Annotated in this window: 17 protein-coding genes; 11 read left to right on the forward strand and 6 right to left on the reverse strand. The window is 36.6% G+C overall.

Annotated features, from left to right (window positions below; translation table 11 throughout):
* Positions 1–86 precede the first annotated feature (86 nt).
* From pyk to ACM46_RS19955, 5 genes are read right to left on the reverse strand one after another with little or no spacing between them, the layout of a single operon-like run.
* Positions 87–1,532, reverse strand: a complete 1,446-nt coding sequence (gene pyk / locus ACM46_RS19935; protein WP_048508441.1) for a pyruvate kinase — start codon at positions 1,530–1,532, stop codon at positions 87–89.
* On the reverse strand, positions 1,525–1,998 hold the full coding sequence (locus ACM46_RS19940) for an IPExxxVDY family protein (RefSeq protein WP_048508442.1): 474 nt from the start codon (positions 1,996–1,998) through the stop codon (positions 1,525–1,527). The genes pyk and ACM46_RS19940 overlap by 8 nt, the downstream gene beginning before the upstream one ends.
* The gene (rnc, locus tag ACM46_RS19945) at positions 1,976–2,737 is read right to left on the reverse strand and encodes a ribonuclease III (RefSeq protein WP_048508443.1); all 762 of its coding nucleotides are present in this window, start codon (positions 2,735–2,737) and stop codon (positions 1,976–1,978) included. Before rnc ends, ACM46_RS19940 begins: the two co-directional genes overlap by 23 nt.
* Positions 2,738–2,746: 9 nt before the next feature.
* Complete coding sequence (gene fabF, locus ACM46_RS19950; RefSeq protein ID WP_048508444.1) at positions 2,747–3,991, reverse strand: beta-ketoacyl-ACP synthase II; 1,245 nt, start codon at positions 3,989–3,991, stop codon at positions 2,747–2,749.
* Positions 3,992–4,025: 34 nt separating this feature from the next.
* Positions 4,026–4,265 (reverse strand): acyl carrier protein, encoded by a 240-nt coding sequence (locus tag ACM46_RS19955; RefSeq protein ID WP_002976354.1) that lies wholly within the window; start codon positions 4,263–4,265, stop codon positions 4,026–4,028.
* A 378-nt stretch (positions 4,266–4,643) separates the two neighbouring features.
* Between ACM46_RS19955 and ACM46_RS19960 the strand changes: the two genes are divergently transcribed.
* The 10 genes from ACM46_RS19960 (at position 4,644) to ACM46_RS20005 (ending at position 12,751) form a co-directional block, all read left to right on the forward strand.
* Positions 4,644–6,059, forward strand: coding sequence for an aldehyde dehydrogenase family protein (locus ACM46_RS19960; RefSeq protein WP_117614456.1), 1,416 nt, complete (start codon positions 4,644–4,646; stop codon positions 6,057–6,059).
* A 72-nt stretch (positions 6,060–6,131) separates the two neighbouring features.
* On the forward strand, positions 6,132–6,926 hold the full coding sequence (locus ACM46_RS19965; RefSeq protein ID WP_048508445.1) for a helix-turn-helix domain-containing protein: 795 nt from the start codon (positions 6,132–6,134) through the stop codon (positions 6,924–6,926).
* A 392-nt stretch (positions 6,927–7,318) separates the two neighbouring features.
* Positions 7,319–7,516, forward strand: coding sequence for a hypothetical protein (locus ACM46_RS19970; protein ID WP_131707633.1), 198 nt, complete (start codon positions 7,319–7,321; stop codon positions 7,514–7,516).
* A 290-nt stretch (positions 7,517–7,806) separates the two neighbouring features.
* Positions 7,807–8,310, forward strand: coding sequence for a hypothetical protein (locus ACM46_RS19975; RefSeq protein WP_131707634.1), 504 nt, complete (start codon positions 7,807–7,809; stop codon positions 8,308–8,310).
* Between the two features lie 48 nt (positions 8,311–8,358).
* The gene (locus tag ACM46_RS19980; protein ID WP_048508448.1) at positions 8,359–8,619 is read left to right on the forward strand and encodes a hypothetical protein; all 261 of its coding nucleotides are present in this window, start codon (positions 8,359–8,361) and stop codon (positions 8,617–8,619) included.
* A gap of 25 nt (positions 8,620–8,644) precedes the next feature.
* A complete protein-coding gene (locus tag ACM46_RS19985; RefSeq protein WP_048508449.1) occupies positions 8,645–10,354 on the forward strand; it encodes an autotransporter outer membrane beta-barrel domain-containing protein in 1,710 nt (569 codons plus the stop codon).
* Positions 10,355–10,603: 249 nt separating this feature from the next.
* On the forward strand, positions 10,604–11,026 hold the full coding sequence (locus tag ACM46_RS19990) for a transposase (RefSeq protein WP_048508450.1): 423 nt from the start codon (positions 10,604–10,606) through the stop codon (positions 11,024–11,026).
* Positions 11,027–11,056: 30 nt separating this feature from the next.
* Complete coding sequence (locus ACM46_RS19995; RefSeq protein ID WP_048508451.1) at positions 11,057–11,383, forward strand: helix-turn-helix domain-containing protein; 327 nt, start codon at positions 11,057–11,059, stop codon at positions 11,381–11,383.
* 15 nt (positions 11,384–11,398) lie between these two features.
* Positions 11,399–11,656 carry a hypothetical protein gene (locus ACM46_RS20000; RefSeq protein ID WP_048508452.1) on the forward strand — a complete coding sequence of 86 codons (258 nt, stop codon included), beginning with the start codon at positions 11,399–11,401 and terminating at the stop codon, positions 11,654–11,656.
* Between the two features lie 300 nt (positions 11,657–11,956).
* Positions 11,957–12,751 carry a LuxR C-terminal-related transcriptional regulator gene (locus ACM46_RS20005; protein WP_048508453.1) on the forward strand — a complete coding sequence of 265 codons (795 nt, stop codon included), beginning with the start codon at positions 11,957–11,959 and terminating at the stop codon, positions 12,749–12,751.
* A gap of 98 nt (positions 12,752–12,849) precedes the next feature.
* On the opposite strand, the gene ACM46_RS20010 is transcribed toward ACM46_RS20005, so the two are convergent.
* Entirely contained in the window at positions 12,850–13,266 is a 417-nt protein-coding gene (locus tag ACM46_RS20010; RefSeq protein ID WP_048508454.1) for a very short patch repair endonuclease, read from the reverse strand.
* Between the two features lie 204 nt (positions 13,267–13,470).
* Here ACM46_RS20010 and ACM46_RS20015 point away from each other — a divergent pair, with 204 nt between their 5' ends.
* The gene (locus ACM46_RS20015; protein ID WP_048508455.1) at positions 13,471–14,700 is read left to right on the forward strand and encodes a DNA cytosine methyltransferase; all 1,230 of its coding nucleotides are present in this window, start codon (positions 13,471–13,473) and stop codon (positions 14,698–14,700) included.
* Positions 14,701–14,727: the final 27 nt, after the last annotated feature.

The following is a 14,727-nucleotide window of genomic DNA, read 5'->3' on the forward strand; positions in this document are numbered from 1 at the left end:
GGGAGTTTTTTGTATGCTCGTCAAAAAGTAATTTTGCTTATTGCTTATTGCTTATTGCTTATTGCTTATTGCTTATTGCTTATTGCCTATACCGTAGTCAGTCTCAACGTATTAGTTTTTCCACCTTCATAAGACGGAGTAGCGTTGATGTTGATTACAAAGTCTCCGGCCTCAATATATCCGTAGTTATGTGTCAGCATATTAACCTGGATAATCGTTTCGTCCGTAGATTTTTTCATGTCATAGTAATACGCATGAACTCCCCAAAGAAGGTTCAGCATGGTGATCACTCTCTTGTTTCCACTGTATACGATAATCTGGGAATTCGGTCTGTGAGCGGCAAGCTGGAATGCCGTATATCCTGAATGCGTCAACGTAACGATAGCAGAAACATTGGTTGTTTTTGCAATTCTTACGGCTGCAAGGCAAACCCTGTTGGTAATGAATCTTTCGTCGATGCAATTGTAATCTTTCTCGATAGGCTCATTTTTATGCTGATAAAAATGGGTTGTTTCAATATTTTTTACAATTTTAGTCATGTTTTCAACCACCTGAATTGGGTATCTTCCTACGGATGTTTCTCCGGAAAGCATTACGGCATCAGCACCATCCAATACGGAGTTCGCAACGTCATTTACCTCTGCTCTTGTAGGCGTAAGGCTGTTGATCATGGTTTCCATCATCTGCGTGGCAATAATTACCGGCTTGGAATAGAACCTTGCTTTTTCTACCAGGTTTTTCTGGATAGCCGGAACTTCTTCCATTGGAACTTCCACACCAAGATCACCACGGGCAACCATCAATCCGTCACATTCCAATAAAATTTCGTCAATATTTTTAACGCCTTCAGGCTTTTCAATCTTAGCAATGATCGGAGTTTTGAATTTCCCGTTCGGGTGGCTGTCAATCAGTTTTTTAAGGTCAATGATATCCTGTGCGTGACGTACAAAAGAAAGCGCAATCCAGTCAACCTCCATATCCAACATGAAATTAGCATCCTGAACGTCTTTTTCCGTAAGAGCCGGAAGAGATACATTGGTATTTGGCAGGTTTACCCCTTTTTTAGAACTTAAAGGTCCCCCTTGAATTGTTTTTGCTTTTACCGTATCTATTTCATTGGTTTCAATAACTTCTAACATCAGTTTTCCGTCATCGATAAGAATTCTTTCTCCCACTTTTACATCCTGAGGAAACTGCTGATAGGTCATATACACTTTTGTAGAATCCCCTTCCATTTTCTCATTGGTAAAGGTAAGAACGTCACCCGGATTCAGGTAAGAACCTTCTTTTACAACACCTACTCTAAGTTTTGGGCCCTGAAGGTCTCCTAAGATTCCCACAGAATAGCCGTACTCACTATTAAGCTCTCTGATAATTTCAATATTCTTTCGAACTAAATCGTAGTCTGCATGTGAAAAATTTATTCTGAAAATATCAACACCCGCTTTCATTAGTCCTAACATTACCTCCTTCGACGACGAAGCAGGCCCTAGTGTTGCAATAATTTTTGTCTTCTTTAAATACTTATTCATAATACTGGATAATTTGATAAAGTTCCTCTTCAGAACTCAGTGTATAATCTTGTATCGGAAACACAAGATTTTCCGGGAGCAAAATTACGGAAAAATCAGGAATTTGTTCTGATGTATGAAGAATATATTCCACATCTGCCTGATTATTTAATAAAAATTTAATGTTTTCTTCTTCTGTGAAGAGCTCGGTCTGCAGTTTTTTTTGCTTACTTTCCGAAGACCGGTTGGAAATAAACGTAAAACATGTTTTTGTAAACTTGTGGTAGGCCTCAAATCTTGGGAAATAATAATCATAATAAGCCCCGTGAAAGATCACATCTTTTTTTCTGGAAAAAGTGAGCCCGTTGATTTGATTGATTTTGTAGAAAAACTCATGAGCAGGTATATCTTTTGCTAATCTTACCAATCCTATGGCAATATCTTCAAATTCTATATCATCTATATCATAAAGTTTTTGAATTTCCAAGTATGTTTTCTTTTTTATTTAAAATATAAAATGCTCTCTGTGCTGCTTTTTCTTCCGCCTTCTTTTTGGAAGTCTCTGTCGCATTGGCGATTTTTTCTTCTCCCAGCCAGACATGGCATCTGAATACCACGGATTTATTGACCTGAATTTCTTCGCAGGTCTCATATTTTATATTTACTTTTTTCTTCTGGCTCCATTCAAGGAGAAGACCTTTGTAGCTTACAATTTTATTTTCAAGCTTGTTAATTTCGGTAGGCGTAAGCAATCTTTCCAGAATGATTCTTTTGCAGGTATCATACTGAAAGTCCAGATAAACAGCACCAATAAGTGCTTCAAACAAATTTCCGGAAATGTTTTCGCCCAAAGCTGCAGATCCCTGCTTTTGCAAAAGATCAATCAGTTTTAGGTCTTCGCCTAATTTATTAAGGTTCTTCCTATTAACAATTTTAGATTTCATCTGTGTAAGATATCCTTCATTGGCCTGAGGATAGGTCTGAAACAGATGACAGGAAATAATTGTACCCAAAACAGAATCTCCCAAAAATTCAAGCCGTTCGTAATTACTGTCTTGATTTTTAGAAGAACTTTTTAAAGAAAAAGCTTCCCGGTAAAGAGCAACATTCTGAACCTCTGCACCCAGCATTTTTTTTAGCTCGGTACTGAGGAAATAGTCTCTCTCCGTTAATTTTCTTTTTCTTTGTCTGAGAAGGAATTTAGAAAAGTATTTCTGTAACTCCATTCATTGAATTTAGATTTTCTTAAATAGAACGCAAGCGTTGTGCCCGCCAAATCCAAAAGTATTGCTCATGGCTACTTTTACATCTTTCTTAACAGCGGTGTTGAATGTGAAATTCAGTCTGCTGTCAATATTTTCATCATCAGTAAAATGGTTGATGGTAGGCGGAACTATACCATGAATAATAGTTCCTAATGCAGCGATAGCCTCAATAACTCCTGCAGCACCCAATAGGTGGCCGGTCATTGATTTTGTAGAATTAATCTGAATATCGTAAGCGTGCTCGCCCAATAATTTAGAAATTGCGTTGGATTCTGCGATATCTCCTAATGGAGTAGAGGTACCATGCATGTTGATATGGTCTACTTCATCAGCAGTTAAGCCAGCGTCTTCCAAACAGTTTTTCATTACCAGATAGGCGCCTAAGCCTTCAGGATGCGGGGCAGTCATGTGATGTGCATCTGCACTCATACCGCCACCTTGTAATTCTGCATAAATTGTAGCGCCACGTTTTACCGCGTGCTCGTATTCTTCAAGGATGATACATCCTGCTCCTTCGCCCAGTACAAAGCCATCTCTGTCTTTATCAAAAGGTCTTGAAGCGGTTTTAGGATCGTCATTTCTTGTAGAAAGTGCCATCATCGCATTAAATCCACCGACACCACTTGCTGTAACGGCTGCTTCAGAGCCACCACATACAATCACGTCTGCTTTTCCAAGCTGAATGATCATTTTGGAATCAATCAGGGCATTGGCTGAAGATGCACAGGCAGATACCGTAGTATAATTCGGTCCGTGGAAACCATACTCAATAGAGATATGTCCCGGAGTGATATCCGCAATCATTTTAGGAATAAAGAAAGGGTTGAATCTGGGAATTTCCGTATTGGCCCATCCTAAAACTTCAGTTTCGAAAGTCTCTAAACCTCCGATTCCGGAACCCCAAATGACACCCACTCTGTTTTTATCTACTTGGTCTTCGATAATTCTGGAGTGTGCCACTGCTTCTCTTGCAGCTACAAGCCCAAGCTGAGTGTTTCGGTCCATCTTTTTTGCTTCTTTCTTATCGAAATGCTGCAAAGGATCGAACCCTTTTACTTCGCAAGCGAACTTGGTTTTAAAGTTTGTGGCATCAAAAAGAGTAATCGGAGCAGCACCGCTCTCACCTTTAAGAAGATTTTCCCAGTATTCTTTTGCATTATTTCCAATCGGTGTTATTGCGCCAAAACCGGTTACAACTACTCTTTTTAATTCCATAAACTTTTAAAATTTTCTTTTTTGTTGAAGAATATTATTTATTTACTACTTCTTCGATGTAAGCGATAGCGTGACCTACAGTAGTAATTTTTTCAGCCTGATCATCAGGGATTTGAATGTTGAATTCTTTTTCAAATTCCATGATTAACTCAACTGTATCCAATGAGTCTGCTCCTAAATCGTTTGTGAAGCTAGCTTCAGGAGTTACTTCTGTTTCTTCAACGTCAAGCTTATCAGCGATGATAGCTTTTACTCTTGATGCAATGTCTGACATAGTAAATTATTTTTTTAATTGTTAGATGGTGCAAATATATAAAATTCTTCACGATAAAACATTTTTTTAGTCTTTTTTGTGGGTAGACTATACTTATTTTATAGCTGGAAGTTTTAGTGTTTTAGTTTTCAGGTGTTTATATCTGCTATGTAAATCATCAATAAAAATAATTATGATCCCGGATTGAGAAAGGTGAAATCTAAAGGATACTAACTTTAGTACCCGTATCAAGGTTTCAAACCTTGACACGGGTGGTTTTTTTCAGAAGAAATTACAATCGGCCTGATGAGCCTTTTAACAAAGTTGAATTGAGCTGTGTAACAAAATAATTCTTTTGAAATTGTGGGAACTTTGTCCTGTACAATTAAAATCAACAATATGAAACGTATAGACAAAGCTTATATCAACGGTGAATTTACAGAATTGAATGGAGTAGAAGTATTTGATCTTATTAATCCTTCGAACCATCATAAAATAGGAGAAGTAGTTTTAGGAAATGAAGATGATACCAGAAAGGCAATTGCGGCAGCAAAAAATGCCTTTAAAACATTTTCCAAGACATCCGTGGAAGAACGGATAGAGATTCTTAAAAATCTGAAAAAGTCCGTAGAAAAAAGGGAAAAAGAGCTTATTGAAACCATGATCCTGGAGTATGGCGGGACCCGGCAGTTTTGTACAGTAGGTTTTCAGAATATGGTAGGCGCTTTTGAACATATGATAGAAACGCTCCGTGATTTTGAATTTAAGAGAAAAGCAGGAATGACGCTTGTGGAAATGACACCTGTAGGAGTGGTAGGTATTATTACTCCCTGGAATTCCAGCAACGGTTTTATCTGCAGTAAATTCGCCACAGCCGTAGCAGCAGGTTGTACTGTCGTGGTAAAGCCCAGTGAAATGAGTGCCCTTCAGACCCAGCTTATTATAGAGTGTTTTCATGAAGCGGGACTTCCTGCAGGACTTTTCAATGTGGTAAACGGGCTCGGAAATGTAGTGGGAAGTGAAATGGTGAATCACCCTGATATTGCTAAAATATCTTTCACAGGCTCTACACACACCGGAAAAATGATTGCAAAAGGAGCTGTAGAAAGCATGAAAAGAGTAACTCTGGAGCTTGGAGGGAAATCACCTAACATTATCTTAGAGGATGCAGATTTTCAGCAAGCGATTCCACAAGCGGTTTTTGGGGCTTATATGAACAGCGGGCAAGCCTGTATTGCGCCCACACGTTTACTGGTGCCGCAGTCACGGTTGGAAGAAGTCAATGAAATTGTGAAAAAGACAGTCCTTCAGGTTGTAGTCGGAAACCCGGATCATGAAGATACCAACGTGGGACCAATGGTTTCCGATAAGCAATATGAACGTGTACAAAGCTACATCAGGCTGGGGCTGGAAGAAGGAGCCGATTTACTGGCTGGGGGTGTTGGGAAACCTGAAGGTCTTGAAAACGGAAATTTCGTTAAAGCTACCGTTTTTACCAATGTAAAGAATGATATGCGTATTGCACAAGAAGAAATATTTGGACCTGTACTTTCCATTATAGCTTATCGTGACGAAGAAGAAGCTGTTGCTATTGCGAATGATACGCCTTATGGTTTGGCGGCTTATGTAACCTCTTCAGATGAGCAAAGGGCAGTTAAGGTAGCATCTCAGATTGAAGCCGGAAGAGTTTGTGTGAATGGTTTCAAGCATGATCCTTTAGCACCGTTCGGAGGGTTTAAACAATCGGGAATTGGGAGAGAATTCGGAGCCTATGGTCTTGAAGAATATCTGGAACCCAAATCTATTTTAGTGTAAACCCAAAATTTAAAATAGTATATTTAATCAGTCAAGCCGGATCTCTTTTGGCTTGACTTTAATCTTAACAGAATGTCTGAAAGTATTGATTACATTAATTATTCCTGCTACTTTACCGTTTTCCGTGAAGGCGAACAGTTTGTTTCCTATAATGCTCTATCGATGGTGATTTCCGGAGAAATGGAGCTTAATGACGGGGTTCACAGGAAAATATTCAGGAAAGGAGATGTGTATCTTGTCAGGAAAAATCAATTATTGAAATTTCTGAAAAAACCGGGAGAAGAAGTTGGTTTTAAATCTTTATCTATCCGGTTTGATGACGATTTGCTGAAAAATAAGAGTGCAGAAGAACATTTTTCTCTTCCGGAAAGACCCAAAACACCTGCTTTTATCAATGTGTCAGAAGCTAAGCATCTGAAATATTTCATGGAATCTTTGCTGCAGTATCAGGATCTGCTGGAAAATAAATCTCCTGAACTGGCCTTATTGAAGCAGAAAGAAGCTTTGATTCTTCTTTTTGGACATGATCCGTCCTTAAAAAATGTTCTGTATGATATTTCTGATCCCTATAAAATAGATCTGGAAGGCTTTATGCTGAAAAATTATCATTTTAATGTCAAACTAGATCGTTTTGCTTATCTCACCGGAAGAAGTCTGGCCACTTTTAAGCGGGATTTTGAAAAAATATTTGGAATCGCTCCCAGAAAATGGCTGCTTGAAAAAAGATTGCAGGAAGCTTATTATCTGCTGGAAAAAGGAAAAAAAGCAACAGATATCTACCTTGATCTTGGTTTTGAAGACCTTTCCCATTTTTCATTTGTTTTTAAAAAGCAGTATGGCTTGCCGCCGAGTAAGCTGCTGTTGTAATGCAATCTGTTTGAGCCATCCTTATCCATTATAGAAGAGAATTTATGTACATAGATTCTCTTTTTTTGTAAAAAAGTGGTTGATATTCTTATGGTAACAGATTTTTGCCAAGTGTATGATTATTCACCATTTGTTGAGGCTGTAATATCTATGAATAGGACTTTTCCGAGGGGAATAATAACTGACAAAGTTAATTCTTATTGTCGTAATAGTAAAGCATAGGAGTGAAAATGACAGATATCTGCTATTTGTTGCGATTTCCCGGTCTGTTAACTTTGCCCTCAGATACTTCCGATACAATTCGGCAAAAAAAACACAACCATTTAACTCAACTCGGTTACAAATCTTTTTAAAGAATTGTAATCAAATATAAATGAAAAATAATGAAAAAAATGATGATTTCGACAGGTGCAGTTTTATGCACATCCTATGTATCCTGCCAGGTTGGCATTGATTCCGAAAATCCAAATCCGTCAAGTATTCTTACAGTGACTCCCATAGATTTAAAAAGACAGTATAAAGGAACTTTTTTAAAAACAATGACAATGAGCCCTATCAATAAACCCGGCAAACGGTCAGCTGGTGTATAATATTGATAGAGAGTATTTAAACGTAAATAAAGGTACTCCAGCTGTATCTGAAATGGGGGTGTTTAAGGACTAAATAACAGCCTCAATACCATCTATAGCGATAGGTGTAATTTGAGAAACGATGTTTATCATTAACAGAATTTAGCATTAGATCTGCAGCATTTGAATGTTGATTATGCATCACTGAAATCTATCATCAAAACTTACCCTTCACCTGAAATTTCTCCAGTAAAAAAACATGGATTAACAATAATTGTACATAAATAATAGAAAAACAAATTTTTAAAATGATGAAAATAAATATAATTGTAACAACAGTACTTATATTATTAGGTGCAAAAATCTCAGCACAGGTGGGCATCAGCACCTCTATGCCTACTGAAACATTGGATATAAACGGTACTGCAAGAGTAAGGGATGTTCCTTTAAATGGAACTGTCAATGCTATTTATACAAAATCCGATGGTACAAAATCCGATGCTAAAGATCAGACTTTTAGTGCGACTAAAACATTAGTTGTTGATAATAATGGTGTATTAGGATATATCAGTGGGCTTCCACAGACCTCTAGTAGTTCAGGAACTCCTAACATAGGTGAAACTATTTCCAGAATATATTCTGTACCTAATGCACAGGCAACCGTAGGTGGTGGCAGATTTAGATTGGGAGCCTACGTAGCAGCCAATGGTCTCCAGTCTCTTCCGGTAATGGATGGAATTCAAATGGATCTCTTAGGCTATGATTCGAATTATTATGTTCCAATAATAGAGAATACAGCTGCCTTTTCTCAATAGGTCAGTTATCAGTCATTTGCCACTCAAGTGAACGAAAACAGAACACTTTTGAATTTCTCGCTATCACCATGTCCTTTTGGACCTACAACGTTTACTTCAAATTGGAATGATGGAAATAATAGTGCGGGATGGCGTGGTGTCGATAATAACAATATTGTATTTTGGAATACAGGGAATGCAGAAGTAGAAACTACCAACCTGCAGGTGCAGGTAAATGCCAATACATATAGATGGTATGAACTTAAATGGTGGTGCATGGAGGTATCCGGAGCTAAAAAAATATTTTTATCAGTTAAGCGGATTGCTTAAAAATACCCAATAATAGATAAAATGTATGAAAAATAATAAATTAACTTCTGTAATAGCTATGCTGGTTATGGTAGCAGGTATAGTTTTATCAAAAGGACAAGTCGGAATAAATACCTCATCCCCTCATGAAAAAAGCGTTTTAGATATCGTTTCCAGGATGAATAATACAGGAGTTCTATTTCCAAGACTTACAACATCCAATATTGCTTCTATTGAACCTTTAGTAGGTGATGCTCCCGTAGATGGTTTGTGGGTGTATAATACGGATACGAAGTGTTATAACTATTGGGCTGCCGCACCTCAGAATCAGTGGTTGGAAATTTGCGGAAGACCTATTAATGGAACTGTTTCCGGTTTGGCTACATTAAACTGCGCTGGCGCAAGTTCTACAGGTACGTTAACTGTTGGACAGCCTGCAAACGGTGTATCTCTTACAGTTCCCTATACTGCAGGTAATGGAGGAACTTACCCTGCACAAAATATAAATTCTACAGGAGTTACAGGTTTGACCGCAAGTATCATGGCCGGAAATTTCAATAACGGAGCCGGAAATCTTGTGTTCAGTATAACAGGAACTCCTGCTAATAGCGGTACAGCGAGCTTTGACATTAACATGGGAGGTTCCTCCTGTTCTGTGAATATCAACGTAAATGGATCTGCTGTTTTAAATTGTTCACAGTCTACGACTTCCGGAACATTGGTTGCGAATTCTGCTACAAATGGAGCGTCTTTTACAATACCTTATACTGCTGGTAATGGAGCTGCATATCCTGCGCAAAGTATTGCTTCAACAGGAGTGAGTGGTCTTACGGCTAGCATTACCGCCGGCAATTTTAATAATGGTTCAGGAAGCCTTACTTATACGGTAAGCGGTACGCCTGCTTCAACAGGAACAGCAAGCTTTGCGGTGAATGTGGGCGGATCTGGTTGCGTGGTTAATTATACCGTCGTTGCAGGATTTGATCTATCGAAGCTGAAAATATTGGCTTTGGGGGCGAGCCCTTATTCTATAGATACAGGAAACAATAATTCAGGGCTGGCACTTGCGATGAATAGTGCTAATAACTTTGGGCCTTCCGGAACAGTTAAAACAATCAATAGCTGGAATGTTACGAGGCGTAATGTAACCGGCGGCGGAGTTTCGGATTTAAATACTGGCGGATACAAAATGCTGATAGTAGGATATGCCTATGATGTGTCTAACAGCAGTGATCTCAATCTTATTTTGAATTTTGTTAATAATGGCGGAACCGTTTTGTGGTTCACTGAGTCAAGAGGAACATTTACGGTACAGCTGGTTAGTGCGCTGTCGGGAGGGTCCGTTAGTCTTGGGGATTGGGCTGATTGTACTGCTGCCAACTCAAGTGCAAATGATGTATTAACCGGGGATTTTGGAGATGCAAGAGGAAAAGTATATGGTAATGATGCTTGTATTGGCAGAGATTTAAGAGGAGGTTTTAATCCTAATGTCATTGATATTTTGTCCCGAAGCGTAACAACCAATAATCCTGTAGCATTCAAATATAAAACAAAGGAGTTTTATTGGTTCGGAGATGGCGGAATGTCAGTTTACATCGGTAGTGCACCTCCTGTAAACAGCAACAGCTATCCATGGCTGTTAGATAATAATAGAAGACCTGTTATGGGGCAATGGGGAAGTCCTCTGAGATCTAATGTATCTAACTCTGCCATGTTGATGAATATTATTAGTAAAGCTTTGAGAAATGCACAATAGCTAGTCTATCAGCAGGAACACATGTTTTTAAAGAAGATGTTTGGAGAGCTATAGAGTGGTTGGGGAATGGAACAGGGACGGAAAACCAGTCCATATTGGCCTCTTTTTTAAATTATAAAAAACACACTATTTTATATGTTTATTATGACTACAGGTCTTTTTTATAAGGCTTGTAGTCTGATAAATAAGAGGTGAAAAATAATAGCGGTTTTCGCCGACTCAATATTCAATTACGTAAATAAAGAATAAATGGATTTTAAAAATATACATATAGGTGAGGCAATTCAGAAAAGAGTATCGGAATCCGGAATAGAAACATCCCGAATTTGCAAATTCCTTAACCGTTCGGTAGACGAAATCTTTGAGATGTATACTTTAAAAAGCCTTGATTCTGAACTTATATTACGATGGTGCAAGATTCTGGAATATGATTTTTTCAGAATATATACCCAGCATTTGATTTTGTTTGCTCCGGTAATGGTGAGGAATCAAACTGACGTAAAGCAGAAATCGAGCTTGCCAAAATTCAGGAAAAATATGTACACAAAAGAAATTATTGATTTCATTTTAGACCTGATAGAAAACGGAGAAAAAACGAGAGCTCAGGTTATTGAAGAATATAGAATTCCGAAAACCACATTGTACAAATGGATTGATAAGTATAAATCATAAAGGCAGATACCTGTAAAGTAAAAAATAATTATGGAAAATAAAGGACCTGATTATGTGAAGATTTTTTCAGACATCATTTCTAAAAAATTTCCGGAAAAAATGTCTCATTGTACCAAATTTCTTGAAAAAGGAAAGCTATCCTCATTGGATGTTATTACGCTCAACCGTATTTTATTTCATGATGATGAAGCAGATAATGGTCACAAGTCTTATGATCATGAAAGTATTGCCCATATATTGGAATATCAAAGAAAGCAAAAGATGTCGAACAAAGAGGTTGCTTTGGTATTTAAATTAAGCAGAAATACTCTGGCAGACTGGAAAAAAAGAATACAGAAAAAAGAATTTAACCAATGAAAAATATTTCTTGCTATGGATCATAAAAAGTTTTATTTCAATAAAAAATACTATTTCTATAACAGACATCAAAACATGGTGATATCAGAAGATCAGTTGGTGGGGAAAAAGATGGATGACCTGGAAGGTTTTTTTACTGATTTTAAAATCCAAAAACTGCACACTAACGAACGCGTTTTTATCCTGAAAAAAACATTTTTCGGACTATTGAAATTAAAGCTGCATCTATACCTGAGTGAAGATACGGTCTATGATTATGCTATTCAAAATTAAATTTCAAATGGTATAACATTGCATCGGCACATTTCATTTCTACTACAGATTAATGTTGTTATTCTAGTTTCTAATACTATTTTGTTTGGGATGCCGATGCTTTGTTTCTTTAAATCTTACTGTTTAAAACGGCAGAACCTCTTGTAATGCTTAAATGTTTTTATTTGAGCTGTTATTTTAAATATTTTTAAATCAGTATTTTAAATTTATTGGGAACTATGTTTTTTTATAGCGACGATTGGTATAATTGTCGCTGTAAAAAACAATAGCTGGTACGTATTAATTTAATATCACAAGGATATGGGAAAAAAGATTAATCCAATGGATGAAAAGGATTTCAATGAGTATTTCGCTAAAAAAGAGGGCGAACTGCCGGAGAATTATATTGATGTTTTTAAAAATTCAATTGAAAATGCTAAGAGTTTCGCTATAGGACCCTACTTCTGGTTTATTAATAACAGTACAATTAAGAAAACGGAACGAACCAGTGACAATATTGAGCAGTTTACCCCTTTTAAGAAAGAAGATTGGATTGGCTCAGATACTGAATTTTTTATGGACCTGTTCCATCCGATGGACAGGGAGTATATGATGGCTGCCTTCGTATTTTCTGCCAACTTACGTTTGGAGTTTCTAAGAAACGGAAAAACCGATATGACATTCAATCATTACGGCAGAATGATCAACCGAAGTGGAGAGTATCGCTGGATATTACTGCAGTCGCCTGTTCAGATTGTCAATAATTACGACATAAAAGCTTCTATAGTTTTTATTTATGATCTTTCCCATTTTATTATTCAAAACATGCCGCTACTTTCGGTAATGGATTTTGCGGATAATGAAGTCAAGTATTTCAGACATATTGATCAGCATTTGCTTAAGATAGATGTAGATAAACCCGTCATTACAAAACGTGAAAAAGATGTTCTGAGACTTATGGCACAAGGTCTCAACAGTCCGGAAATTGCTTCAAAGCTTTTTATCTCCTATCATACCGTGGAAAACCATAAACGCAATCTTAGAAGAAAAACAAATGTCAAAACATCAGCAGAACTTATTGCCTATACAATGAATCACAGCTTGCTTGTGCTTTAGAAAAAGGAGGGTTTTTGAATGTAAAAGTTTAGATTTGCTTTCAAAAAAGCTAAAGGGTAAATTTATTGAAGGAATGCTGTTTATGGTCCTAAAAAAGATTATTTTTTAAGTTGATTTATAACCATAGTTGTTGTATTTTCAATATTTTGTTTTTTTAACTGGCATTCCCAAACGGTTATTATATTCCATCCCATTTCCAAGAGCTTACTTTCATTGATATTATCTCTGCTTATGTTTCCTTGTATTTTCTCAACCCAAAATTCAGTTCGAGTTTTTGGAATTACAAAATACTTACAGTCTTTGTGTCCATGCCAAAAACATCCATTGACAAAAATAACAGTTTTGTATTTTTTTAAAACCAGATCAGGTTTCCCGGGTAAATTTTTATCATTGATCTTATACCTAAATCCTTTAGCAAAAAGTAATTTTCTAAAAAGTATTTCAGGTTTAGTATTTTTACTTTTGATCTGCTGCATATTAAACCTTCTCTGTTCGGGGGTATGTCTGTCTGTCATATGATTTTTTTTAAATTTCAAAAATTACGGGATGCCGTAATTTTTAATAGAAAATACTATGTAAATTTATAAAACTGTTTTTTGTAATGTATTTTTTATTAAGTAAACATTGTAATTTTGCAAACAGTTTGCTGACCTTGAATGATAAACTTTATAAGTTTTTAAATTCAAAAAGTCAGTTTTTATTTATTTTTATATTAAACAATGTCAGAATTAAGATTTATAGATTTATTTGCAGGTGCGGGTGGCCTCTCTGAGGGTTTTGTGAGAGCCGGTTTTACACCCATTGCTCATGTTGAGATGAATAAGGATGCTTGTCAAACAATGAAAACAAGAACTGCATTTCATTGGTTAAAAGAACATGGGCGTACTGAAGAATATCAAGACTATTTAAAGGGAAATATTCTGAGAGACGAGCTTTGGACTAAAATCCCTGATAATCTAATAAAATCAGTTATAAATACAGAAATTTCAGAAAAAACACTTCCATATATTTTTGAACAGATTGACAGTAGTCTAAATAATCAAATTGTTGATATTGTCATTGGTGGACCACCTTGTCAGGCATATTCCGTAGCTGGTAGGGTTAGAAAAGATATGACTGACGATCCTCGAAATCATCTGTATAAACATTATGTTGAGTTTTTGAAAAAATATAAGCCAAAAATGTTTGTATTTGAAAACGTGCCAGGAATTCTTTCTGCCAACAATGGTCATTATCTTCAGTTGATTTTTGATGCAGTACGGGAAGCTGGTTATGAACTTGATAAAAAAGTTTTAAACGCTCAGGATTTTGGTGTATTGCAGGATAGGAAAAGAGTAATCATAATTGGATGGAAGAATAATTTGGAATTTGAATATCCACAATTCAAAAAAACTGAAATGGAGTTTGAAATAGGGAAACATCTTTTTTCTGATTTACCTAAAATAAAAAGTGGAGAGGGAAGTTGGGGCGTTTCGAATTATGCAGGGATAACAAATTCTTATCTAAAGAATTCCGGTATCAGAAACGGAGTTGATTTTACAACACAGCACATTTCCCGACTCAACAATGAAAACGATCTGGAAATTTACAGAATTGCTGTAGAAAAATGGGTAAATGAAGGAAAGCGTTTAAACTACGGAGAACTTCCTCCAAACCTAATTAAACACAATAATATAAAATCTTTTACTAACAGATTTCAAGTGGTAAATCACAAAGGTGTATCTCACACTGTTGTTGCTCATATTTGTGCAGATGGACATTATTATATTCATCCGGATATTACTCAAAACCGCTCAATAACTGTAAGAGAAGCTGCAAGAATTCAATCTTTTCCTGATGATTATTTTTTTGAATCGAGCAGGACGGCAGCATTTAAACAAATTGGAAACGCAGTGCCTGTATTGATGGCGGAAGGTATTGCGAATAAAATAAAAGAAATGATTAAATGATAAATTGGCAATACTATCCGAAAAGAA

This window comes from Chryseobacterium angstadtii (genome assembly GCF_001045465.1).
GTDB lineage: Bacteria > Bacteroidota > Bacteroidia > Flavobacteriales > Weeksellaceae > Chryseobacterium > Chryseobacterium angstadtii.

Coding starts and splice junctions, on each gene's coding strand:
- pyk (WP_048508441.1), bottom strand. CDS start 1,532: ATGAATAAGTATTTAAAGAAGACAAAAATTATTGCAACACTAGGGCCT.
- rnc (WP_048508443.1), bottom strand. CDS start 2,737: ATGGAGTTACAGAAATACTTTTCTAAATTCCTTCTCAGACAAAGAAAA.
- fabF (WP_048508444.1), bottom strand. CDS start 3,991: ATGGAATTAAAAAGAGTAGTTGTAACCGGTTTTGGCGCAATAACACCG.
- ACM46_RS19955 (WP_002976354.1), bottom strand. CDS start 4,265: ATGTCAGACATTGCATCAAGAGTAAAAGCTATCATCGCTGATAAGCTT.
- ACM46_RS19960 (WP_117614456.1), top strand. CDS start 4,644: ATGAAACGTATAGACAAAGCTTATATCAACGGTGAATTTACAGAATTG.
- ACM46_RS19965 (WP_048508445.1), top strand. CDS start 6,132: ATGTCTGAAAGTATTGATTACATTAATTATTCCTGCTACTTTACCGTT.
- ACM46_RS19970 (WP_131707633.1), top strand. CDS start 7,319: ATGATGATTTCGACAGGTGCAGTTTTATGCACATCCTATGTATCCTGC.
- ACM46_RS19975 (WP_131707634.1), top strand. CDS start 7,807: ATGAAAATAAATATAATTGTAACAACAGTACTTATATTATTAGGTGCA.
- ACM46_RS19985 (WP_048508449.1), top strand. CDS start 8,645: ATGAAAAATAATAAATTAACTTCTGTAATAGCTATGCTGGTTATGGTA.
- ACM46_RS19990 (WP_048508450.1), top strand. CDS start 10,604: ATGGATTTTAAAAATATACATATAGGTGAGGCAATTCAGAAAAGAGTA.
- ACM46_RS19995 (WP_048508451.1), top strand. CDS start 11,057: ATGGAAAATAAAGGACCTGATTATGTGAAGATTTTTTCAGACATCATT.
- ACM46_RS20000 (WP_048508452.1), top strand. CDS start 11,399: ATGGATCATAAAAAGTTTTATTTCAATAAAAAATACTATTTCTATAAC.
- ACM46_RS20005 (WP_048508453.1), top strand. CDS start 11,957: ATGGGAAAAAAGATTAATCCAATGGATGAAAAGGATTTCAATGAGTAT.
- ACM46_RS20010 (WP_048508454.1), bottom strand. CDS start 13,266: ATGACAGACAGACATACCCCCGAACAGAGAAGGTTTAATATGCAGCAG.
- ACM46_RS20015 (WP_048508455.1), top strand. CDS start 13,471: ATGTCAGAATTAAGATTTATAGATTTATTTGCAGGTGCGGGTGGCCTC.